The sequence below is a fragment of the Clostridium sp. Marseille-Q7071 genome (genome assembly GCF_965112025.1).
Genome location: NZ_CBCOPR010000002.1, coordinates 1 through 23437, shown reverse-complemented (window position 1 = coordinate 23437; position 23437 = coordinate 1). Strand labels below are relative to the sequence as shown.

Annotated in this window: 18 protein-coding genes and 1 riboswitch; of the genes, 17 read left to right on the top strand and 1 reads right to left on the bottom strand. The window is 30.4% G+C overall.

Features of this window, described 5'->3' with window-relative positions; translation table 11 throughout:
• Positions 1-43: 43 nt before the first annotated feature.
• From ACWPW7_RS22905 to ACWPW7_RS22855, 11 genes are all read left to right on the top strand, one after another.
• Entirely contained in the window at positions 44-1531 is a 1488-nt protein-coding gene (locus tag ACWPW7_RS22905; protein ID WP_454055572.1) for a cell wall-binding repeat-containing protein, read from the top strand.
• A 320-nt stretch (positions 1532-1851) separates the two neighbouring features.
• Positions 1852-2370: a hypothetical protein gene (locus tag ACWPW7_RS22900; RefSeq protein ID WP_454055571.1), complete on the top strand. Its 519-nt coding sequence runs from the start codon at positions 1852-1854 to the stop codon at positions 2368-2370.
• A gap of 558 nt (positions 2371-2928) precedes the next feature.
• A riboswitch (Lysine riboswitch) is annotated at positions 2929-3107 on the top strand.
• 121 nt (positions 3108-3228) lie between these two features.
• Positions 3229-3609, top strand: coding sequence for a 3-aminobutyryl-CoA ammonia lyase (gene kal / locus ACWPW7_RS22895; protein WP_291566245.1), 381 nt, complete (start codon positions 3229-3231; stop codon positions 3607-3609).
• A 99-nt stretch (positions 3610-3708) separates the two neighbouring features.
• On the top strand, positions 3709-4536 hold the full coding sequence (gene kce, locus ACWPW7_RS22890; RefSeq protein ID WP_291566243.1) for a 3-keto-5-aminohexanoate cleavage enzyme: 828 nt from the start codon (positions 3709-3711) through the stop codon (positions 4534-4536).
• 267 nt (positions 4537-4803) lie between these two features.
• The gene (gene kdd, locus ACWPW7_RS22885) at positions 4804-5847 is read left to right on the top strand and encodes an L-erythro-3,5-diaminohexanoate dehydrogenase (protein ID WP_291566241.1); all 1044 of its coding nucleotides are present in this window, start codon (positions 4804-4806) and stop codon (positions 5845-5847) included.
• A 53-nt stretch (positions 5848-5900) separates the two neighbouring features.
• Complete coding sequence (gene kamA, locus ACWPW7_RS22880) at positions 5901-7148, top strand: lysine 2,3-aminomutase (RefSeq protein ID WP_454055570.1); 1248 nt, start codon at positions 5901-5903, stop codon at positions 7146-7148.
• 8 nt (positions 7149-7156) lie between these two features.
• Positions 7157-8182 (top strand): lysine 5,6-aminomutase reactivase subunit KamB, encoded by a 1026-nt coding sequence (kamB, locus tag ACWPW7_RS22875; protein WP_454055569.1) that lies wholly within the window; start codon positions 7157-7159, stop codon positions 8180-8182.
• A gap of 1 nt (position 8183) precedes the next feature.
• On the top strand, positions 8184-9662 hold the full coding sequence (kamC, locus tag ACWPW7_RS22870) for a lysine 5,6-aminomutase reactivase ATPase KamC (RefSeq protein ID WP_454055568.1): 1479 nt from the start codon (positions 8184-8186) through the stop codon (positions 9660-9662).
• Complete coding sequence (gene kamD, locus ACWPW7_RS22865; protein WP_291566234.1) at positions 9655-11211, top strand: lysine 5,6-aminomutase subunit alpha; 1557 nt, start codon at positions 9655-9657, stop codon at positions 11209-11211. The genes kamC and kamD overlap by 8 nt, the downstream gene beginning before the upstream one ends.
• A complete protein-coding gene (gene kamE, locus ACWPW7_RS22860) occupies positions 11211-11999 on the top strand; it encodes a lysine 5,6-aminomutase subunit beta (RefSeq protein WP_454055567.1) in 789 nt (262 codons plus the stop codon). The genes kamD and kamE overlap by 1 nt, the downstream gene beginning before the upstream one ends.
• A gap of 772 nt (positions 12000-12771) precedes the next feature.
• Positions 12772-13758: a M14 family zinc carboxypeptidase gene (locus ACWPW7_RS22855; protein ID WP_454055566.1), complete on the top strand. Its 987-nt coding sequence runs from the start codon at positions 12772-12774 to the stop codon at positions 13756-13758.
• 233 nt (positions 13759-13991) lie between these two features.
• On the opposite strand, the gene abc-f is transcribed toward ACWPW7_RS22855, so the two are convergent.
• Entirely contained in the window at positions 13992-15905 is a 1914-nt protein-coding gene (gene abc-f / locus ACWPW7_RS22850; protein WP_454055565.1) for a ribosomal protection-like ABC-F family protein, read from the bottom strand.
• Between the two features lie 749 nt (positions 15906-16654).
• Here abc-f and ACWPW7_RS22845 point away from each other — a divergent pair.
• The 6 genes from ACWPW7_RS22845 (at position 16655) to ACWPW7_RS22820 (ending at position 22938) form a co-directional block, all read left to right on the top strand.
• Entirely contained in the window at positions 16655-17293 is a 639-nt protein-coding gene (locus ACWPW7_RS22845) for a redox-sensing transcriptional repressor Rex (RefSeq protein ID WP_454055564.1), read from the top strand.
• Positions 17294-17766: 473 nt separating this feature from the next.
• Complete coding sequence (locus ACWPW7_RS22840; RefSeq protein ID WP_039632833.1) at positions 17767-18546, top strand: short-chain-enoyl-CoA hydratase; 780 nt, start codon at positions 17767-17769, stop codon at positions 18544-18546.
• 44 nt (positions 18547-18590) lie between these two features.
• Complete coding sequence (locus ACWPW7_RS22835; RefSeq protein WP_454055563.1) at positions 18591-19730, top strand: acyl-CoA dehydrogenase; 1140 nt, start codon at positions 18591-18593, stop codon at positions 19728-19730.
• A gap of 13 nt (positions 19731-19743) precedes the next feature.
• Positions 19744-20523, top strand: coding sequence for an electron transfer flavoprotein subunit beta/FixA family protein (locus tag ACWPW7_RS22830; protein WP_039632837.1), 780 nt, complete (start codon positions 19744-19746; stop codon positions 20521-20523).
• A gap of 19 nt (positions 20524-20542) precedes the next feature.
• Positions 20543-21547, top strand: a complete 1005-nt coding sequence (locus ACWPW7_RS22825) for an electron transfer flavoprotein subunit alpha/FixB family protein (RefSeq protein ID WP_039632839.1) — start codon at positions 20543-20545, stop codon at positions 21545-21547.
• Between the two features lie 542 nt (positions 21548-22089).
• A complete protein-coding gene (locus ACWPW7_RS22820) occupies positions 22090-22938 on the top strand; it encodes a 3-hydroxybutyryl-CoA dehydrogenase (RefSeq protein ID WP_454055562.1) in 849 nt (282 codons plus the stop codon).
• Positions 22939-23437: the final 499 nt, after the last annotated feature.

The following is a 23437-nucleotide window of genomic DNA, read 5'->3' as shown; positions in this document are numbered from 1 at the left end:
ATTATATAAATTGTAGAAAGTAAACTTAAAAGGAGATGATTGGATGGTTAACAATAAAAAGGTTAAGATATTAGCTGCTTTAACTATAGGAACATTAATATCCACCACTTTATTAAATGGAGTTAGTGTTTATGCTAATAATATTGAAGGAAAAACTACTTCAGTAATTACTAATAGATTACCAGCAGATAATAAAGGAGATAGATATGATACAGCTATAGCTATTTCTAAAAATGGATGGGCTAATGGCTCAAATACAATAGTATTAGTTACTGGTGCAGATTATCCTGATGCTCTTAGTGCTACGCCTTTAGCTAAGAAATATGATGCTCCGATACTTTTAACAAAAATCAATGAAATCCCAACAAATGTTTTAGATGAAATTAAGAGATTAAAGGCAAATAAAATAATAATTGTTGGAGGAAATGGTGTTATTACAGATAAAGTAGAAAAAGAATTGAAATCTGTAGTTAAAAACGTTGAAAGAGTTAAGGGTGAGGATAGATATGATACTGCAGTTAATGTAGCTAAGATATTAGGTGTTGAAAATGGTGTTGCAGTAGCTTATGGATTAAATTACTCAGATGCACTATCAATAGCACCATTAGCAGCAGGACTTTCTATGCCTATACTTTTAACAAAAACCAATGAAATGGATGAAAAAGTTCAGGAGCTTGTTAAAGATAAAAATATTCCAGTAAGTTATATAGTTGGTGGAGAAGGAGTTATAAGTAATTCTGTTATGAATGGATTTAAAAATCCTAAGAGAATTTCAGGTGTTAACAGATATGAAACAAACGTTGAAATATTAAAGTATTTTGCTTCTAAACTTAATTATGATAAAGCTTACGTGGCGACAGGAATGAATTATCCTGATGCATTAGCAGGAAGTGCACTAGCAGCGCAAACAAATTCACCTTTAATACTAACTAATAATAGTGTTATTGAAAAGCATACACTAGAACATGCTAAACTTCAAATGTCTAAAGAGATATATGCTTTAGGAGGTTCCAGTATAGTTGGAGATAATGTGCTTCAACAACTGAAGACAGATATGGGATATAGTAATATCAGTCACATAGATACTCAAACTGTAGAAGCAAAGCATAAGTCTACATTTGAATTACCTAAAACTGTAGTTGCAACTTTAGAAGATGGTAGAAAAAAAGAAGTTCCAGTTAAATGGACAAACAGTATTGCGGATACTTCTGTAGTAGGAGTTAAAAGCTATGAAGGATTAGTGATGGATAAAACTGTTGTGTTAAATGTTAAAGTAGTTCCATGTTTAGAGAAGGTTAGCGATTTAACAGCTGTAATAGGAAGAGGAGATAAATATACTTTCCCTACTACGGTACAAGGAATTATGAGTGATGGGACAACAAAAGATTTTAAAGTAAATTGGGATAATACTTATATAAACTCAAATACTCTTGGAAACTATAATTTCACCGGAATAGTTGAAGGAGAAAATAAGCAAGTTAAATTGACAGTAACTGTAAAAGAAGTTTTTAAAGTTATAGATATAAGATAGTATAGTTATAGGGTTCCGCGGTGGAAATTTAACTTATACATGATTTTAATTTCCATAACAAAAATTTTTTTCTTTAAATTAAAAATTAAGAATGAAAAATGAAGAATTATGGTTAAAACTTCACCGTCAAAACCTTCGGAGTTTTTTAAAATAAATTTTATTTTAAGAAATTCACTAAAGGTGAATTTCATCCTAAATTCTTCACTCTTAATTAGCATCCTTAATTTCTAAGGATTTAGGCTATTTTTATAGAAATTATGCTCTGGAACTCTATAATTATTTATCGATGCCTTAAGTTGATTTGCTTATAATATGGTAATATGATTAAGTTATTTGAAACCATTAAAAGATTACCTGAAGATTCTGTATCTTTAATAGAAGATAGAAAACTAATAAGAGGATTTACTTTAATAGTTATAAAGGATTGTATTTCTGCTATTGAAGAGTATAGTGAGTATTCAACTATAGCATTTAGAGGTGCATTTGTAAGTAATAATAAAGTTAAATCGTTATATCTTTTAATTAAAATTAGAGGAAAATATAAAGATGGTTATTATACAGTTTGGTTTAATTATAATGATGCATACTCGCTAAAAATTATGATTAACTTAACAAAGCAAAAGAAACTTTTAATATTACTAGTAGATAATGATAATACAATACAAAAGACAATTACTTTAGAAAATAGATTAAAAGACTTTTTCAAAGAATATCTAGACAGATGTTCAAGTATTAAATGTAGATGGACTAAAAGGGATTTTGAAATTTTTCTTAATTCTGTAAGAAAACAATATCCTACCAATATACTAATGTGGGAAGAACTAGAATGGGACATATGAAAGGCGTGACAAAGTCACGCCTTTATTTAATTCACAATTCACAATCCGTAATTGATTCTTTTTTGAAGTTACGTAGTAACTTCAAAAAAGAATCAATTAAATTGCTAGTTAAAAACAATTATGGTTGAAATTAATTCGTTAAGAATTAATTTCAACCATAATTGTCCATTGGCTAAGTTTTCAATTGATTAACTATTATTTCATAAAGATTATAAATTGTCGAATAAAATTATTTGTTAAATTTTAAATGTTTTAGTTGTATTTAAAAGAATATATGAATATAATATTAAAGGTACGAATTATAAAAATATTATTTGGAAATATTTATGTAAATTAAAATTTTACAAAAAATTATAATAAACTACAACATGTCGAATATGCTGTAAAAATTCAATTTATATTGTCGAGAATATAAGAGAAATTTATGAATAATTTATTAAATGTTAAAGTAAAATAAAATTTTCAGAAAATATCATTGATTTTTTAAATTATAAATAATATAATATAATACATAGGGTGGACATAATATGTTCACAAATTATTAAAAATTAAATATTGTTCGTAAATAGAGGAGCGAGTGAATGGTAGTATATATATGTTAAGGAAAGGAACTTCCGATGATATATGCGAAGGATTTACACGCCGAAAGGGTATACTTGTTCTTAAGTATATTACTTGGGGGTAGGAAGTAAATTTTCTATCACTGTCATAAGATATTATGATGAGCTATTTATGTGATGAAGATAAGAAATTTTCGTTACATCTATAGTCCATTATATATATATAATTAGGATTGTTTAAGGTGCTGAAAGTTTCAGTGCCTTTTATTTTTTAAAAAATTAACAGGGGGTACTAAAAATGAAATCAGTAATTAGATTAAGAATGAGTGCACATGACGCACATTATGGTGGAAACTTAGTTGACGGAGCTAGAATGTTACAATTATTTGGAGATGTAGCAACAGAGTTATTAATACTTAATGATGGAGATGAAGGACTTTTCAAAGCTTATGAAAATATTGAGTTCTTAGCACCAGTTTATGCAGGAGACTATATAGAAGCAGTTGGAGAAATAGTACACGTAGGAAATACTTCAAGAAAAATGACTTTTGAAGCTAGAAAAGTTATAGCTCCAAGACCAGACATAAATGATTCAGCTTGTGACGTATTAGAAGAGCCAATAGTTGTTTGTAAAGCAACTGGAATCTGTGTTGTTCCAAAAGATAAAAAGAGAAAATAGTATAAAGATAAAAAGTTCTTTATAATAAAAAATGAAGGAATTATTGCAAGTGATTTGTTAAAAAAATAACAATATTATCCAATGTGGGAGGAAAAGAAGATGGAAAAATTAATCATTGCTGCAGCAATATGTGGTGCTGAAGTAACAAAAGAACACAATAAAAATGTTCCTTACACTGTTGAAGAAATTGGAATTGAAGCTGAAAAGGCTTACAAAGCTGGAGCTAGTATAATTCATTTACATGTAAGAGAAGATGATGGAACTCCAACTCAAGATAGAGAGAGATTCAGAGCTTGTATAGAAGAAATTAGAAGAAGATGCCCAGATGCTATTATTCAACCTTCAACTGGTGGAGCAGTGGGAATGACTAATGAAGAAAGACTTCAACCAGTAGATTTACGTCCAGAAATGGCAACATTAGATTGCGGAACTTGTAACTTTGGTGGAGACGAAATATTTGTTAATACTGAAAATACAATAAAAGAATTTGGACAAAAGATGATAGAGCTAGATGTTAAGCCAGAAATCGAAGTTTTCGACAAGGGAATGATAGATATGGCTATAAGATTACACAAAAAAGGCTACATAAAAGCACCAATGCATTTTAATTTTGTTATGGGTGTAAACGGTGGCATAAGTGCTGAAATCAGAGATTTCGTATTTATGAAAGAAAGCATTCCAGCTGGAAGTACTTATGTAGTTTCAGGAATAGGAAGAAATGAATTCCCATTAGCTACAATGGCAATATTAGATGGTGGACATGTTAGAGTAGGTTTTGAAGATAATGTTTACGTATCAAAAGGTGTTATGGCTGAGTCTAATGCAGAACTAGTTGAGAAAGTTGTAAGAATTGCTAAAGAACTTGGAAGAGAAGTAGCTACTCCAGCTGAAGCAAGAGAAATATTAGGACTTAAACCACTTAAATAGTTTGACATTAAAATTAACATAAATGTTATTGTTTTAAAACAATGTTGAATCTTTAATTATTGTAATTTTATGATCAATAATTAAGAAAAAGAATTTTGTATGAATTTAGCGTGCAAATTTCAAGTTGTGCTAATTGTCTTAATTGTAAGTTGTGAATTAGATTAAATAATTTAAGTTTCAACATATTTAAAACGTAACCTTATAAAAAAACTACTTTACAATTTAAATTTTAAAATTTAGAGGAACATAAGGAAGGAGAGCTTAGTTATGAAAAAAGGATGTAAATATGGAACTCACAGAGTTATAGAACCAAAAGGTGTTTTACCACAACCAGCGCTTAAAATAGACAATGATATGGAGATTTACGATAATGAAATACTTATCGACGTTCAAGCTCTAAACGTTGACTCTGCAAGCTTTACTCAAATAGAAGAAGAAGCAGGTCATGATATAGAAAAAGTTAAAGCTAAAATACTTGAAATTGTTGCAGAAAGAGGAAAAATGCAAAACCCTGTAACAGGATCAGGCGGAATGTTAATAGGAAGAATAGAGAAAATTGGTGAAGCTTTACAAGGTACAACAGATCTAAAAGTTGGAGATAAAATAGCTACATTAGTTTCATTATCTTTAACTCCATTAAAAATAGAAAAAATAGTAGATGTTAAACCAGATATCGACAGAGTTGAAATAAAAGGAAAAGCTATATTATTCGAAAGTGGAATATATGCAAAACTTCCAGAAGATATGGAAGAAACATTAGCATTAGCAGCATTAGACGTTTGCGGAGCACCAGCTCAAGTTGCTAAACTTTGTAAACCAGGCGAAGCTGTATTAATCTTAGGTGGAGCAGGAAAATCAGGAATGCTTTGCTGCTACGAAGCTGTTAAGAGAGTTGGACCAACTGGAAGAGTTATAGCATTAGTAAGAAATGAAGAAGAAGCTTCAAGATTAAGAAAATTAGACTTCGGACCAAGATTACACATCGTTATAGGAGATGCTACTAAACCAATCGAAGTTATGAACCATGCACTTGAAAACAACGAAGGAAAAGAAGTTGACGTTTCAATAAACTGCGTAAACGTTCAAAACACAGAAATGTCAACTATATTACCAGTTAGAGATGAAGGAACAGTTTACTTCTTCTCAATGGCTACAGGATTTGCAAAAGCAGCACTAGGAGCTGAAGGTGTAGGTAAAGACGTAACTATGATGGTTGGTAATGGATACACTAAAGGACATGCTGAAATAACATTAGAAGAATTGAGAGAAAATGAAAACCTAAGAAAAATGTTCGAAGAGCTATACGTTTAATTTAAATTTCAATTTAAATAAAATTTATATTATTTAATGATGGAGGGAATATCATGATAAATAGAAGATATGAATTATTTAAAGATGTTAGCGACGCAGATTGGAATGACTGGAGATGGCAAGTAAGAAACAGAATAGAAACTGTTGAAGAACTAAAAAAATACATACCATTAACAAAAGAAGAAGAAGAAGGAGTAGCTCAATGCGTAAAATCATTGAGAATGGCAATTACTCCATATTATCTATCATTAATCGATCCTAACGATCCTAATGATCCAGTAAGAAAACAAGCTATTCCAACAGCATTAGAGCTTAAGAAAGCTGATGCAGACCTTGAAGACCCATTACATGAAGATACAGATTCACCAGTACCTGGATTAACTCACAGATATCCAGACAGAGTATTATTATTAATAACTGACATGTGTTCAATGTACTGCAGGCACTGTACAAGAAGAAGATTTGCAGGACAAAGTGATGACTCTATGCCAATGGAAAGAATAGATAAAGCAATTGAGTACATCAGAAACACTCCTCAAGTTAGAGACGTATTATTATCAGGTGGAGACGCACTTTTAGTATCTGATGAAACATTAGAATATATCATAGCTAAATTAAGAGAAATACCACACGTTGAAATAGTAAGAATAGGTTCAAGAACTCCAGTTGTTCTTCCACAAAGAATTACTCCAGAGTTCGCAAATATGCTTAAAAAATATCATCCAGTATGGTTAAACACTCACTTTAACCATCCAAATGAAATAACTGAAGAATCAACTAGAGCTTGTCAATTACTTGCTGATGCAGGAGTACCTCTAGGAAACCAATCAGTTTTATTAAGAGGAGTTAACGATTGCGTACACGTAATGAAAGACTTAGTTAATCAATTAGTAAAAATAAGAGTAAGACCTTACTACATCTATCAATGTGACTTATCATTAGGACTTGAGCACTTCAGAACTCCAGTTTCTAAAGGTATCGAAATCATTGAAGGATTAAGAGGACATACTTCAGGATACTGCGTACCAACATTTGTTGTTGACGCTCCAGGCGGTGGTGGAAAAACTCCAGTTATGCCAAACTATGTTATTTCACAAAGCCACGATAAAGTAATATTAAGAAACTTTGAAGGTGTTATAACAACTTATTCAGAGCCAACAAACTATACTCCAGGATGTAGCTGTGATGTTTGCACTGGTAAGAAAGAAGTTCATAAGGTTGGAGTTGCTGGATTATTAAACGGAGAAGGCATGGCTCTAGAACCAGTAGGATTAGAGAGAAATCAAAGACACAGCCACTAAGATTAACTATGAACAATATTTTAGATCTTATAAAAGACTATAATAGTGTTTCCATCATAGGAATGAATAAAAATGTAGGTAAAACTACTACATTAAATCATATATTGAAGGAGGCAAGGGGCAATAGGCTCCTTGGCCTAACTTCAATAGGTCGTGATGGAGAAGATTTAGATAGGGTTACAGCAACGGAAAAACCAAAAATATATATAGAAAAAAACACAATAATAGCAACAGCTAAACAATGTTTATTCAATAGCGATATAACAAAAGAAATTCTTAAGACCACAGGAATACATACTCCTATGGGGGAAATTGTTATTTGTAGGGCTTTAAGTGATGGTTATGTAGATTTAGGAGGACCTTCTGTAAACTCTTATATGACTGAAATTCGTGATGAACTTTTAAGCTTAAACTGTGATCTTGTAATTGTTGATGGCGCACTAAGTAGAAAGACTTTTGCATCTCCCGCAACTACAAAAGCCACTATTCTATCAACAGGTGCAGCATTATCAAGAAGCATGAGAAAAGTAGTTGAAGAAACAGTTCACACTGTAAAACTGTTAAGCTTACCCCATGAGCAAAATCAGGAAATTTTACAAATGTGTGAGACTATAAACAAAAGTACACGAATTGGTATTATAAGTAATGAAAAAACTTTTAAAGGCTTAGAAGTAAAAACTTCCTTAGAGGCGTCAAAGGAAATAGTAGAAGCCTTAGATGAAAATACCTCCTATGTGGTAATTAAAGGCGTAGTATCTGATAATTTAATTGAGGATATTATGAAGTCCACAAATCTTTATAAAAATGTAACCTTCCTTGCAGAAGATGGAACAAAGGTTTTCTTATCAAAAGATACTCTTTATAAATTCCAAAAGCAGGGGGGAATTCTTAAGGTTATAAACCCTATAAATGTATTATGTGTTACCACAAATCCTAAATCTCCTTATGGGTATGAGTTTGATAAAGTTAAGTTTATAGAAGAACTTAAAAAAGAACTTGATATACCAGTTTTTGATGTGGTTGGAGGGTTATAAAATGAAGTTTTTAGATGATGAGCAAAGAAGGCAAATAGGGTTTAGTTTTCTCATGGAAGAGTTAGATATAACTACTTTCTATGGCGTAGAGGAAAAGAAAAAGATTAAACCTTTTACAGTACAAGAAAAAGCTCTTTTAATAGATGAATTTGATAATTTGGAAAAAGTTATAAATTCAATGAAAGAAAATGAAGATGCCTTTAAAGATATAGGAAGAATATTTTGTAAATTTAAAGACATTAGGAATTCCATAAAGAGAGCTATGGAAATGGAAGCCTTAGATGAGGTTGAGCTTTATGAGATAAAATATTTTTCAATGCTTATAGAAGAGCTTAAGGCTATAGTAGATAAGATAAAACTTGATATTAAAGAAATAGAGTTTTCCTATCTTACAGAAGTTTTAGATCTTTTAGATCCAGAGAATAAAAGAATACCAACCTTCCATGTGTATGATAAGTATTCTCAAGAGCTTAAAGAAATAAGAGAAAAGAAAAAAGCAGTAGAAAAAAAGATATACATTTCAGATGATGAAGATGAAATATCAAAGTTAAAACAACAACGTTTAGAAATTGTTATTTTAGAAGAAGCTGAAGAACTTAAGATAAGACAAGGCTTAAGTGAAGAAATATCTAAGTTTGGGCCAAAAATAAATAAAAATTTAAAATCCATAGGAAAGTTAGATTTTATCATTGCAAAAGGCAGGCTAGCATTGAAGCATAACGCAGTCAGACCTACGATAAGTGATAATATGAAAATAGAATTAGACAACGCCTTTAACCCTGAAATTAAAAGTATTCTAAGTAAAAAAAGTAAAAAGTTCACACCTGTTAGTGTTAAGCTTAAAAATGGTACAACAGTAATTACTGGTGCCAATATGGGTGGAAAGAGTGTAACTCTTAAAACTATAGTATTAAATTTATTTTTAGGACAAATGGGCTTTTTTGTATTTGCTGAGAAAGCAACATTTCCTGTATTAGATTTTATACACTTTATATCAGATGATATGCAATCTATATCAAAAGGACTTAGTACTTTTGGAGCAGAAATTATTAAGCTTAAAGAAGTTGTTGAATGTGCTAAAAGAGCAGATGGTTTTATAGCATTAGATGAATTTGCTAGAGGAACTAACCCTAAAGAAGGATTCTATTTAGTAAAATCATTAGCAACTTATTTGTCTAGATTTAACAGCGTAAGTTTAATATCTACTCATTATGATGGTGTAGTAGATGATACTATGGATCATTATCAGGTAATTGGGCTTAAAAATATGGATTTTGATAAATTGAAATATAAAATAGATTTAAATAAGACTCATTCTGTAGAGATAATTCAAGAACATATGGAATATAAGCTAGAGAAAGTTTCTAAAGAAAATAAGGTGCCAAAAGATGCACTAAATATCGCTATGTTATTAGGACTTGAGAGTGACATAGTAGATATAGCAAAAACTTATTATAACGAGGAGGATGGCAATGAATAGTAAGATAAATTTAGACTGGAATTTAGTAGATAAGGCTAGACAGTCATCAAAAAATATCGCTAAGGACACTCAAGAATTTATAGATAGACATACTACAGTAGCAGTTGAAAGAACTGTATGTAGATTATTAGGAATAGACAACGTAGATGAGTTTGGAGTACCACTACCAAACGTTGTGGTTGACAACATTAAAAACGGAAATGGATTATCAATGGGTGCTTCTAAATTCATAGGAAACGCTATGATAGAAACAGGATTAACTGCACAAGAAGTAGCTGAAAAAGTTGCTAAAGGAGAATTAGATTTAACTAAAATTCCAATGCATGATGACTTTGAAATTAAAATGGTAATTGATAAAGTTGCTAAAGAAACTGTTGAAAGAATAAGAACAAATAGAGGAAAAAGAGAAAGCTATTTAGAGAAATTCGGCGATAAGAGCGGTCCATATCTATATGTTATAGTTGCAACAGGTAACATTTATGAAGATATAGTTCAAGCTAAAGCTGCTGCTAAGCAAGGCGCTGATGTTATAGCAGTTATAAGAACAACAGGACAAAGTCTTCTTGACTATGTACCATATGGAGAAACAACAGAAGGTTTCGGTGGAACTTTTGCAACTCAAGAAAACTTCAGACTTATGAGAGCTGCTCTTGATGAAGTAGGAGAAGAATTAGGAAGATACATAAGACTATGTAACTATTGTTCAGGACTTTGTATGCCAGAAATAGCTGCAATGGGAGCATTAGAAAGATTAGACGTAATGCTTAATGACGCATTATATGGAATATTATTCAGAGATATCAACATGCAAAGAACACTTGTTGACCAATATTTCTCAAGAATAATCAACGGATTTGCTGGAGTTATCATCAACACAGGAGAAGATAACTACTTAACAACTGCAGATGCTGTTGAGGAAGCACATACAGTTCTAGCTTCTCAATTTATCAATGAGCAATTTGCGTTAACTGCTGGTCTTCCAGAAGAGCAAATGGGACTTGGACATGCATTTGAAATTAATCCAAATGTAGAAAATGGATTCTTACTTGAACTTGCACAAGCACAAATGGCAAGAGAAATATTCCCTAAAGCACCACTTAAATATATGCCACCAACTAAGTTTAAAACTGGTAATGTATTTAAAGGACATGTTCAAGACGCATTATTCAACATGGTAACAATAATGACAGGACAAAAACTTCATTTATTAGGAATGTTAACAGAAGCTATACACACTCCATTTATGAGTGATAGAGCACTATCAATAGAAAACGCTCAATATATCTTCAGCACAATGAAAGACCTTGGAGATGAAATTACTTATAAAAAAGGCGGAATAATGGAAACAAGAGTAGACGAAGTTTTAGGAAAAGCTACAGATCTAATACAAGATATAGAAAAAGAAGGTTTATTTAAGACATTAGAACAAGGTAAATTTGGTGGAATCAAAAGACCATTTGACGGTGGAAAAGGCCTTGCTGGTGTTGTACAGAAAGAAGAAGGTTACTTCAACCCATTTATAGATTTAATGTTAGGAGGTAACAAATAATGAGTGGTGGATTATATTCAACAGACAATAAAGATTTTGATAAAAGCTTAGATTTAACTAAACTTAAACCATATGGAGATACTATGAACGACGGTAAAGTTCAAGTGAGCTTTACTCTTCCAGTAGAAGATAATGAAAGAGGAGTAGAAGCAGCAGTACAACTTGCAAAGGCTATGGGAATTAAAGAGCCTAACGTTGCACATCATGAAGCATTAGATAAAGAATTTACTTTCTATGTTGTTTATGGTTCTTTAACTCACACTGTAAACTATGAAGAAATTCATGTTCAAACAGTAGAAGTTGATACAATGGATATGCAAGAAGTTGGTGAATACATTAAAGAAAACATTAAAAGAGAAGTAGTTATCATAGGTGCAAGTACAGGAACAGATGCTCATACAGTTGGTATAGATGCTATCATGAACATGAAAGGTTTTGCAGGACATTATGGTCTTGAAAGATACCCTATGATAGAAGCTTACAACTTAGGAAGCCAAGTTGAGAACGAAGAGTTCATTAAAAAGGCTATAGAACTTAAAGCAGACGTTTTACTAGTATCTCAAACAGTAACTCAAAAAGATGTTCACATTCAAAACTTAACTAACCTTGTTGAGCTTTTAGAAGCTGAAGGAATAAGAGATAAAGTTGTATTAATAGCTGGAGGTCCAAGAATAACTCACGAGCTTGCTAAAGAGCTTGGTTACGATGCTGGATTTGGACCAGGAAAATACGCAGATGATGTTGCTTCATTTGCAGTAACAGAAATAGTTGCAAGAAATTTAATATAATATAAAAAAAGAAGTGCTTGGCACTTCTTTTTTTATGTACATTAATACTTTTTTACCTCTTGGGATTTATCAATGCACAATTCACAATTATGGTTGAAATTATTTTTAGCAAAATAATTTCTTTGAATGGATTTTTTTAACTAGCAATGCAATTGCTAGTTTTTTAAAAAAGTTACTCTGTAACTTCAAAAAAGAATCAATTTTAAATTTCTCGGTGGCAACTGAGAAATATCCACAATTGTGCATTGTGCATCGTGAATTCTCAATTGTATAAGGGTTTGCCTAGGGTACAGTATAGTTCGGAATAGGAATTAGTGAATTTAAGTAATACTATGGAGAAACTATAAACATTAAGAGTTAAGTATGAAGAATTATAGTCGAAATTAATTCTTGCAATCAACTAAATGCTTCTCCTGTAAAGGAGAAGTTTCCATAAATTCTTCATGCTTCGTTATTAATTCTTAATTAATAAGATAATTCATTATATAGCTTTGTGAATTAAAATACAAAAAAACAGATAATTATACAATTTTCAGTGAGATGTATCTATATTATAAGAACAGCTAAACTTCCTTATTTTAGATTAAGTTCGATATTATTTACATATTAAATTAAAAAAATAAAATAAATGATTAAAATAAGTGAACTTAATATATATTTAATACTATAATAGAGTGTCAAGAGAAATCATATTGTAAATAAATTGTTAATACTATATTATTAAGATATGATTCAAAATATTTAAAATATACAGAGCAAATGGGTGATAAAATTGGTTTTTTGTAATAATTTTAACAATATATACGATGAATTGCTTCTGTTCTTAGGAAAAACTCCTAAGTTAAGTAAAAATAACGAAGATATAGTTAAAACGGATAAAAATTATGATTATAATCAAATGGAAAGTGATATTAAGGAATTAGCTAAAAGGTATAGTTTCATAGGGGTTAATAGTGCAGGAAAGAGTTTGCTTGGGAAAGAACTTTATTACTTGAAAATTGGTAATGGCAGAAAAAAAATATTTTATAACGGCAGCCATCATGGAGATGATTGGATTACTTCACTGCTTTTATTAAAATTTATTGAGAATTTTTCATATGCTTATTCAGAGAATAAACGTATTGGAGCATATAATATCAATAAAATCTTTAATACCTGCACCATATATATACTTCCTATGATAAATCCTGATGGAGTAGATTTGGTAATTAATGGACTTAAAGAGGAGCATCCATATTATGAACAGTTAATAAAATATAATAATGGAAGCTTAGACTTTTCAGGTTGGAGTAGTAATGCTAGAGGAGTAGATATAAGTAGGAATTACGATGCAAATTGGCATAAGTGGAAAGCTAGTGAGGCAAGAGAAGGAGTTTTTGGACCTAAATTTAGATGGTATAGTGGGGAATTCCCAGAAAGTGAACCAGAAACTAAGGCAGTAGTAAACTTAATCTTGAAAGAAAATTTTGATATAGTAATTTCTTATCATTGCAATGGAAAGCAAATATACTACGGACACGATGATTATAATTATGAATATAAGCATATAGCAGTTAAAATGTCTAAATTATCAGGATATAAACTAATTGATAAGGAAGTGAATTATGAATACTCTTCTTTAAAATATTGGTTTATAAAAGAGTTTAACAAGCCTAGTTTTAGAATTAAAGTAGGAAAATCTAACGATATACTAAGTTTTGAAGAAGCATATAAAGAAAATATAAGAGTATTGCTTCATATACCACTATTAGTCAATTGAGAATTGAAAATTGACGATTGACAATTATGGAAACTTCTCCTTTGTGGGAGAAGTTTTAAATTGATTTTTTGAAGTTACTGTGTAACTTCTTATAAAATAAAAGTGACTTTGTCACTTTTATTTTAAATCTATTTAGAGAAATTAATTTGTAAAGAATTAATTTCAACCATAAATTCTTCATTTTTAACTCTTAATTCTCAATTATATAAAAAACCGTGAGTACTCACGGTTTTTTATATATGGTTTTCCCATTCTTCATATAGTGATTCTAGTTCTGTTTCAATATCGCTAATTTCTTTATTTACCCTTTGACTTTCTTCAGGATTTGAATAAACTTCTTCAATGCATAGCTGATTTTGTAGCTTTTCAAGTTCATTTTCAAGGGTTGAAATTTTATCCTCAATGGATTTTATATGATTTTTCTTTTCTCTTTCTAATTTTTCCTGTTCTTTTTTCTTCTTTTTATCAAGTTTCATTTGGGTTTTAGTAATACCATCATATTCTTCTTCTATTTCAAATCTTAGGGGATTTTTCTTTTTGTCAACATAGTAGGAGTAGTTTCCTAAATATTCTTTAATTCCATCTTCCCTAAGTTCAAAAATTTTATTTATAACTTTATTTAAGAAATATCTATCGTGAGATATAACTAAAACTGTACCATCATAGCTAAGTATTGCATCCTCTAAAGCTTCTCTTGAAACTATATCTAAATGGTTAGTAGGCTCATCTAGAAGTAAGAAATTGCACTTGGAAAGCATTAGTTTTAAAAGGTTAATTCTACACTTTTCACCACCACTTAAGGTTTTAATTTTTTTAAATACGTCATCACCTGTAAATAAGAATGCTGCCAATGCATTTCTTATCTCTGTAGTGGTCATCTTAGGAAAGTCATCCCATACTTCATCTAAAATAGTTTTATCTTCATTTAAATTGGATTGCTCTTGGTCGTAATAACCAAGATGAACATTCTTACCTAAAACTTTAATACCACTATCTGAAGGTACTTTATCCATAATTATTTTAAATAATGTAGTTTTACCTCTACCATTTTCACCTATAATTGCAATTTTAGATTCCCTCTTAATATCCATATTAACATTAGTGAAAAGCGTTTTTTCTCCAAAAGACTTACTTAGATCTTCTACGTATAGAACATCATTACCACTTTTGATTTCTGTGTCAAATTCGATTCTAGAAGCCTTTTTTTCTTTAATAGGGGCATCTATCCTATCCATCTTGTCTAATGCCTTCTGACGGCTTTCGGCAGCTCTTATGCTTTTTTCTCTATTAAAGGATTTATATTTAGCTATTATATCTTCTTGTCGTTTAATCTCTGCCTGTTGTAGAGAAAATGCCTTTAATGCTATTTCATAATTTTTCTTTTTTAAATCTATAAAAGTAGTATAATTACCGTTATAAATTTCAACTATTCCACCGATAAGTTCTAAAGTTTTAGTGGTTACAGCATCTAGGAAAAATCTATCGTGTGAAATTATTACAATGCTTCCCTTATAGGATTTTAAATATTCTTCAAGCCATTCAATAGCATCTAGATCTAAATGGTTAGTTGGCTCATCTAAAAGCAGTATATCAGGCTTTGTAAGTAGTAGTTTACAAAGAGCTACTCTAGTTTTTTGTCCACCACTTAAAATATTAATACATTTATCAAAATCTTCTTCATTAAAACCTAGCCCTTTTAGAACTCTACTAATTTCCCCTTTGTAGGTATAACCACCATTATTAGTATAAAGTTCCGTTAGTGTAGTATAATCCTTTATTATTTTGTTATGATACTCTTCTTTAGAGATATCATAAGGTTCATTCATCTTCTCTTCTAAAATTTTTAGTTTTTTTTCCATATTTAATAAATTCTCAAAAACCATTAAAAGCTCATCATATATGGTATTATCTGATTCTAAAGCAAGGCTTTGAGATAAATAGCCTACCTTTTTACTTTTATCTATAAAGAGCTCTCCGCCATCATATTCCATTTGTGAGGTTAATATTTTAAAAAGAGTAGATTTACCTGCACCATTAGCACCTATAAGACCTACCTTTTCTCCATCATTAATATTGAAACTTATATTTTTTAAAATCACATCTATTCCAAAGCTTTTATGTATATTATTACAGCTTAAAACTATCATAATTTTCACCATCCTCGCTATATTATTGTACTATGAATAATTATCAAATGCCAACTTAATCAATGGAGAATTGAGAATGGACAATTGACAATTGAGGTGGAAATTATTTTTAGATAAAATAATTTCTTTAAATAAATTTTTTGACTAGCAATTTTATATTGATAGTTTTTTATCCTACTGCACCTCAAGGGTCTATGTAGAAAGTAGTTATAAATTTAGATTTTGTCATTATTTTAATTTTGTTTAAAATTCATAATTTTATTATAGACCCCAGGGGTGGAAGTTAATACTGAGAAATAACTATAATTGTGAATTTTATATTGTGAATTCTGAGTTACCTAAAATAAGAATTCCCATAAATTGACCATTGTCAATAGGGAAATTTTAATTATATAATATATAGTGCTGTTATATAATATATAGTATTGTTATATAATATATAGTGATGTTATAAAATATATAATATTGTCATATGAGTATTAAATAATTGTTTCTTTATACGATAATTATCAATATATTAAAAAATATTTCATAAAACTTAAAAAATATATGACGATAAAATGAATAATTTATATATAATTTACATAATTTATTTTTAAAATACATATAAACAAATTACAATTAATATGGTAAAATAATAACAAAGTGTAGAATGGACAGGGTATACAACAAATTATTAGCTTAGGCGCACATGCTAAAGGTGATATTTAACTTTGCAATATATATAAACTAAATAGGAGTTGATTACAGTGGAAAGGAAAAAAAATATATCAATGGCAGTTATAAAAAGAATGCCAAAATACTATAGATACTTAAAAGAACTAGCTAATAATGATGTGGATAGAATTTCTTCTAAAGAATTAAGTGAAAAAATAGGCTTTACTGCGTCGCAAATAAGACAGGACCTAAATTGCTTTGGTGACTTCGGTCAACAAGGATATGGATATAATGTTAAAGAGCTTTTATCACAAATAGGATTAATCTTAGGTCTAGATAAACAATATAATACAATAATTGTTGGAGCAGGTAATATAGGTCAAGCGATTGCTAATTACACCTATTTTCAAAAGATGTCTTTTGATCTAAAAGCAATATTTGATATAAATCCAAAACTTATTGGATTAAAGATAAGAGATGTAGCAATAGAAGATATAGATGATTTACAAAGTTATATAAAAGAACATGCAATAGATATAGCTATAATTTGTGTGCCTAAGGATAGAGCACAAGGAGTGTGCGATATAATAACTACTAGTGGCATAAAAGGTATATGGAACTTTGCGCCAATAGATTTAAAGGTACCTGATGATGTAATAGTAGAAAACGTTCATCTAAGTGAAAGTTTAATGACTTTAAGCTACTTATTAAATGAACATGATGAAGAATAATTTTAATTGATAATTGTGGAGTCTTCTTAGAAAAATAAGAAATTAAAGTAATATTTATAAAATATTGTGGAAATTAATTCTGAGGGATTAATTTCATCCACAATTTTTCATTTATGGGGTAATTTTTATAAATTATCTAACTTTAGTTATTATGATTAATTAACAATCTAGAATAGAGTTAAATATATAAGTAACAATTAAAATACATATAAAATATAGATGTTTTGACATAAATATACAAAATTTTAATTTTGAATTTATATAAATCTTTAATAAAATTTGAATATGAACTTAATAACCGTTATGATTTTTAATATTTAGAAAAATTTCATGATTTATGTTGAAAAAGTTTGCAAGACATAATATAATAGTGATTGAGGCGTTTAGTGCTTCAATCATTTTGTTTTAATTTGTTAGAATATTAACAAATTATGCAAGAAACAAAAAGAAATAATTCATGGGGAGATGGAGTTATGGATTTTAAAAACATTATCCTTGAAAAAGAGGGTAACATTGCTTTTATTAAGCTTAACAGACCGAAAGCTTTAAATGCTTTAAATTCAGAAACTTTAAAAGAATTAGATAATGCTATTGAATTAATTGAAAATGACGCTGAAATCTATGCTGTTGTGTTAACAGGAGAAGGAAAAGCTTTCGTTGCAGGAGCAGATATTTCTGAAATGAAAGGATTAAATTCACTTGAGGGAAGACAGTTTGGAATATTAGGAAATAAAGTTTTTAGAAGAATAGAAACTTTAGAAAAACCAATTATAGCTGCTGTTAACGGATTTGCATTAGGTGGAGGTTGTGAGCTTTCTATGGCCGCAGATATAAGAATAGCTTCATCAAAAGCTAAATTTGGACAACCAGAGGTTGGATTAGGAATAACTCCTGGATTTGGAGGGACTCAAAGACTAGCTAGACTTGTGGGAGAGGGCAAAGCTAAGGAATTGATTTTCACAGGAGACCTAATTAATGCAGAGGAAGCTTTAAGAATTGGATTAGTAAATAAAATTGTTGAGCCAGAACAGTTACTTGAAGAAGCAACTAATATGGCTAAAAAGATTGCAAGCAATGCTCCAATAGCAGTTAAGCTTTGCAAAGATGCTATAAATAAAGGTATGCAAATGGACATAGATAACGCTCTTATGTATGAAGCTCAAGTATTTGGACTTTGTTTTAGTACAGAGGATCAAAAGGAAGGTATGGGAGCTTTCATAGAAAAAAGAGACAAAGCCTTTAAAAATAAATAGAAATAAAATCCGTTGATATTTATAAATTATAGGAGGAATGGGAAATGAATTTTTCTTTAACTAAGGAACAAGAATTTGTAAAACAAATGGTAAGGGAATTCGCTGAAAATGAAGTGAAGCCTATTGCCGCTGAAATAGATGTAACTGAAAGATTTCCAATGGAAAATGTAGAAAAAATGGCTAGATACCATATGATGGGAATCCCTTTTTCTACTGAATTCGGTGGAGCAGGTGGAGATAGCATATCTTATGCTATAACAGTAGAAGAATTATCAAGAGTTTGCGGAACTACAGGAGTTATAGTTTCAGCTCATACTTCATTATGTGCTGCTCCAATAGATGCTTTTGGAACTCCAGCTCAAAAAGAAAAGTACTTAGTGCCATTAGCTAAAGGAGAAAAAATCGGTGCGTTTGGTTTAACTGAGCCTAATGCAGGAACAGATGCTTCTGGACAACAAACAACAGCTTACTTAGATGGAGATAACTATATATTAAATGGTTCAAAAATATTCATCACTAACGGTGGAGTTGCTGATACTTTTGTAGTATTTGCTATGACTGATAAATCTAAAGGAACAAGAGGAATATCAGCATTTATAGTTGAAAAAGATTTCCCAGGATTCTCAATAGGTAAAGTTGAGGAAAAACTAGGAATAAGAGCTTCTTCAACAACTGAACTTGTATTTGAAAACTGTATAGTTCCAAAAGAGAACTTACTAGGAAAAGAAGGAAAAGGCTTTGGTATAGCAATGAAAACTCTTGATGGAGGAAGAATTGGTATAGCTGCTCAAGCATTAGGAATAGCTCAAGGTGCTTTAGATGAAGCTGTTGCCTATATGAAAGAAAGAAAACAATTTGGAAAACCACTTGCAGCATTCCAAGGATTACAATGGATGGTTGCTGATATGGAAGTTAAAGTTGAAGCTGCTAGACTATTAGTTTATAAAGCTGCTTACAGAAAAGACAATAAATTACCATATACAGTAGACGCTGCGAGAGCTAAATTATTTGCATCAGAAGTAGCTATGGAAGTTACTACTAAAGCTGTTCAAATATTTGGTGGATATGGTTACACTAAAGAGTATCCAGTTGAAAGAATGATGAGAGATGCTAAGATAACTGAAATTTATGAAGGAACTTCTGAAGTTCAAAGAATGGTTATCGCAGGAAACATCTTAAAGTAGGAGGGGAATTACGATGAAAATAGTTGTTTGTATGAAACAAGTTCCAGATACAACAGAAGTTAAAATAGATCCAAAGACAGGAACTCTTATAAGAGACGGTGTTCCTTCAATAATAAACCCAGATGATAAAAATGCTCTAGAAGAGGCAATAAGATTAAAAGATGAGAAAGGTGCTCACGTTACAGTAGTAACAATGGGACCACCACAAGCTCAAAAAGCACTAGAAGAAGCATTAGCTATGGGTGCTGATGAAGCTATATTAGTTACAGATAGAGCTTTCGCAGGAGCAGATACACTAGCTACTTCTCATGCATTAGCTGCTACAATAAAACAATTAGATTACGATATAATCTTCGCAGGAAGACAAGCTATAGATGGAGATACAGCTCAAGTTGGACCAGAAATTGCTGAGCACTTAAACTTACCACAAATAACTTACGTTGAAGAAGTTGAAGTAGAAGCTGATGGATTAAAAGTTAGAAGAGCTTGGGAAGATGGATATGAATATATAAAAGTTCAAACTCCAGTTCTATTAACTGCAATAGAAACTTTAAATGAGCCAAGATACATGAACGTTAAAAACATATTTGCATTAAAAGATAAAGAAGTAAAAGTTTGGACTGTTAAAGACATAGATGTAGATGTAGCCCTTCTTGGATTAAAAGGTTCACCTACAAAGGTTAAGAGATCTTGGGCTAAAGAAGCTAAAGGACAAGGTGAAGTTATAAATGTATCACCAAAAGAAGCAGCTTCAATTGCACTAGCTAAACTAAAAGAAAATCACTTTATTTAGTAGGTAGGAGGGAATTACAATGAATATAGCAGATTACAAAGGTGTTTGGGTCTTTGCTGAGCAAAGAGACGGAGAATTACAAAAGGTTTCACTAGAACTTTTAGGAAAAGGTAGAGAAATTGCTGATAAATTAGGAGTAGAGCTTACAGCATTACTTATTGGACATAACGTAGAAGGAATGTCTAAAGAATTAGCAGCATTCGGAGCTGATAAAGTATTATTAGCTGATAGAGAAGAATTAGCACATTATTCAACTGATGGATATGCTAAAGTTATAGCGGATCTTGCTAATGCTCATAAGCCAGAAATAATATTTATAGGAGCAACTTACATTGGAAGAGATTTAGGACCAAGAGTTGCAGCTAAACTTTCAACAGGATTAACTGCTGACTGTACAGCACTTGATATAGATCCAGAAAACAATAACTTAATGATGACAAGACCAGCTTTCGGTGGGAACTTAATGGCTACAATCGTTTGTGGAGATCATAGACCACAAATGTCAACTGTAAGACCAGGAGTTTTCGAGAAACTTGCAAAAGACGATTCAAAAGCTGCTGTTGTTGAAAAAGCTAACTTTGAATTAACTGCTTCAGACATCAGAACTAAAGTTCTAGAAGTTAAGAAAATAGTTAAAGAAGTTGAAGATATAATTGAAGCTGATATCATAGTATCAGGTGGTAGAGGAGTAGGTTCAAAAGAAAACTTCGCTATGTTAAAAGAACTTGCAGAAGCACTAGGTGGATCAGTTGCTGGTTCAAGAGCTGCTGTTGATAACGGCTGGGTAGATAAAGCAGTTCAAGTAGGTCAAACAGGAAAAACTGTAAGACCAACAGTATATGTTGCTTGTGGTATATCAGGAGCTATTCAGCATTTAGCTGGTATGCAAGACAGTAACTATATAATTGCTATAAATAAAGATGCAGATGCTCCAATCATGAAAGCTGCTGACGTAGCATTAGTTGGAGATTTCCAAAAAATTGTTCCAGAAATGGTAGCTCAATTTAAAGCAATGGAAAAATAATAAATTCATTGATGAATTTATAGATAACTAAATTAAAGATTAAATATTTAACTTAGTTATCTTAAATAAGATTTAGGCATATTCAAGAAAATAATTAGTCAGTATGCTTGTTTATTTCTCGTCATACTGCGTCGTCAGAACTCCATGATAGCCCAACTATCACGGAAACCTGTCTTCTTGTCTGACGAAAAATATACTACACATCTTTGACAAGTTATTTTCTTTCGTATGCCTTATAAGTATGATATAATATTGTTAACTTATTGGGTTATGATGACACCATATTTAAAATAAGTTTTTTACAGTACCCCAATGCAAAGCATTGGGGTATCTGTGAATATATAACTTTGACAATGTTTTAAAATAATATTAAATATTGATTTATAACTAATGAAGAATTAAGGATGATAACAGAGAATTAGAAAATTTCACATTTAATATGAGAAATTTATGGTTAATTCTATCCATAATTCTTCATTCTTCACTAGATTAAAATTATTTTAAAACATGGTCATAAAGTTAATACTTAGGAGGTATTTAGTATGAAAAAAATATGTGTTCTTGGTGCTGGAACTATGGGTTCTGGTATAGCTCAAGCTTTTGCGACAAAAGGCTATGAAGTTATAATAAGAGATATTAAGGATGAATTTGTGTCAAAAGGAATAGCTGGAATTAAAAAGAGCTTAGACAAATTAGTTTCTAAAGAAAAAATAACTGCTGAAAAAGCCGAAGACATACTGTCAAGAATAAGTGGAACAACAGATATGAACTTATTAGATGATGTTGATTTAGTTGTTGAAGCTGCTGTAGAAAACATGGAGATTAAAAAACAAATATTTGGAGAGTTAGATAAGATATGTAAGCCAGAAGCTATATTAGCTACTAACACTTCATCTCTTTCAATTACAGAAGTTGCTGTTGCAACAAATAGACCTGACAAAGTTATAGGAATGCACTTCTTTAACCCAGCTACAATGATGAAGCTTGTTGAAATTATAAGAGGAATGGCAACTTCAGACGAAACTTTTAATGCTATAAAAGAATTAACTGTAGCAATGGGAAAAGAGCCAGTTGAAGTAGCAGAAGCTCCAGGATTTGTTGTAAACAGAATATTAGTTCCAATGATTAACGAAGCAGTAGGAATATTTGCAGAAGGTATAGCAAATGCAGAAGATATAGACAAGGCTATGATGTTAGGAGCAAATCATCCAATGGGCCCACTAGCACTTGGAGATTTAATAGGTCTTGATGTTTGCTTAGCAATTATGGACGTATTATATAAAGAAACAGGAGATACTAAATACAGAGCTCACAGCCTACTTAGAAAGTATGTTAGAGCTGGATACCTTGGAAGAAAAACAGGAAGAGGATTCCATAACTATAGTAAATAATTTATGAAAGATAAAAATTAATCAAACTTTAAATTTAAATGTCTCTATGTAAAGGGCATTACAAAAAAGGTATATTAAACTAAGAAGATGATTTCTCTACAATATAGAAATCATCTTTTTTAGATTCCACAGATTACTCTATAAGTTACATCTTATAATTCTTATAAATTTTTATTATAAGTTTAAACGATAATTATATCGAAACTCCTCAAAAATATTCAACACTTCTTCTTCAGAAATTTAACCAGTTATTTTTTCGTATTTTATAGGAGTTTTAAAGAGAAATCCTATTTTATTAGTGCCTTTCAGTTTATTTATTTTAGAATGTATATTACTTTTAGTAGTTTTATGCAAATAAGATTAATGAAGCTATAACTATAATTAAAAGTTAAATAATAATTTTTTAGTTAATAGTTATTTTAAAGAATTTTTATTTAATTTATAGTAATAAAATGTGATGTTTACAAATAAAGGTAATAAATTAACTTTATATGCTAGA

What these genes read in the sequence shown, in the direction of transcription:
- ACWPW7_RS22905 (WP_454055572.1), top strand. Translation starts at nt 44, where the DNA reads ATGGTTAACAATAAAAAGGTTAAGATATTAGCTGCTTTAACTATAGGA.
- ACWPW7_RS22900 (WP_454055571.1), top strand. Translation starts at nt 1,852, where the DNA reads ATGATTAAGTTATTTGAAACCATTAAAAGATTACCTGAAGATTCTGTA.
- kal (WP_291566245.1), top strand. Translation starts at nt 3,229, where the DNA reads ATGAAATCAGTAATTAGATTAAGAATGAGTGCACATGACGCACATTAT.
- kce (WP_291566243.1), top strand. Translation starts at nt 3,709, where the DNA reads ATGGAAAAATTAATCATTGCTGCAGCAATATGTGGTGCTGAAGTAACA.
- kdd (WP_291566241.1), top strand. Translation starts at nt 4,804, where the DNA reads ATGAAAAAAGGATGTAAATATGGAACTCACAGAGTTATAGAACCAAAA.
- kamA (WP_454055570.1), top strand. Translation starts at nt 5,901, where the DNA reads ATGATAAATAGAAGATATGAATTATTTAAAGATGTTAGCGACGCAGAT.
- kamB (WP_454055569.1), top strand. Translation starts at nt 7,157, where the DNA reads ATGAACAATATTTTAGATCTTATAAAAGACTATAATAGTGTTTCCATC.
- kamC (WP_454055568.1), top strand. Translation starts at nt 8,184, where the DNA reads ATGAAGTTTTTAGATGATGAGCAAAGAAGGCAAATAGGGTTTAGTTTT.
- kamD (WP_291566234.1), top strand. Translation starts at nt 9,655, where the DNA reads ATGAATAGTAAGATAAATTTAGACTGGAATTTAGTAGATAAGGCTAGA.
- kamE (WP_454055567.1), top strand. Translation starts at nt 11,211, where the DNA reads ATGAGTGGTGGATTATATTCAACAGACAATAAAGATTTTGATAAAAGC.
- abc-f (WP_454055565.1), bottom strand. Translation starts at nt 15,905, where the DNA reads ATGATAGTTTTAAGCTGTAATAATATACATAAAAGCTTTGGAATAGAT.
- ACWPW7_RS22840 (WP_039632833.1), top strand. Translation starts at nt 17,767, where the DNA reads ATGGATTTTAAAAACATTATCCTTGAAAAAGAGGGTAACATTGCTTTT.
- ACWPW7_RS22835 (WP_454055563.1), top strand. Translation starts at nt 18,591, where the DNA reads ATGAATTTTTCTTTAACTAAGGAACAAGAATTTGTAAAACAAATGGTA.
- ACWPW7_RS22830 (WP_039632837.1), top strand. Translation starts at nt 19,744, where the DNA reads ATGAAAATAGTTGTTTGTATGAAACAAGTTCCAGATACAACAGAAGTT.
- ACWPW7_RS22825 (WP_039632839.1), top strand. Translation starts at nt 20,543, where the DNA reads ATGAATATAGCAGATTACAAAGGTGTTTGGGTCTTTGCTGAGCAAAGA.
- ACWPW7_RS22820 (WP_454055562.1), top strand. Translation starts at nt 22,090, where the DNA reads ATGAAAAAAATATGTGTTCTTGGTGCTGGAACTATGGGTTCTGGTATA.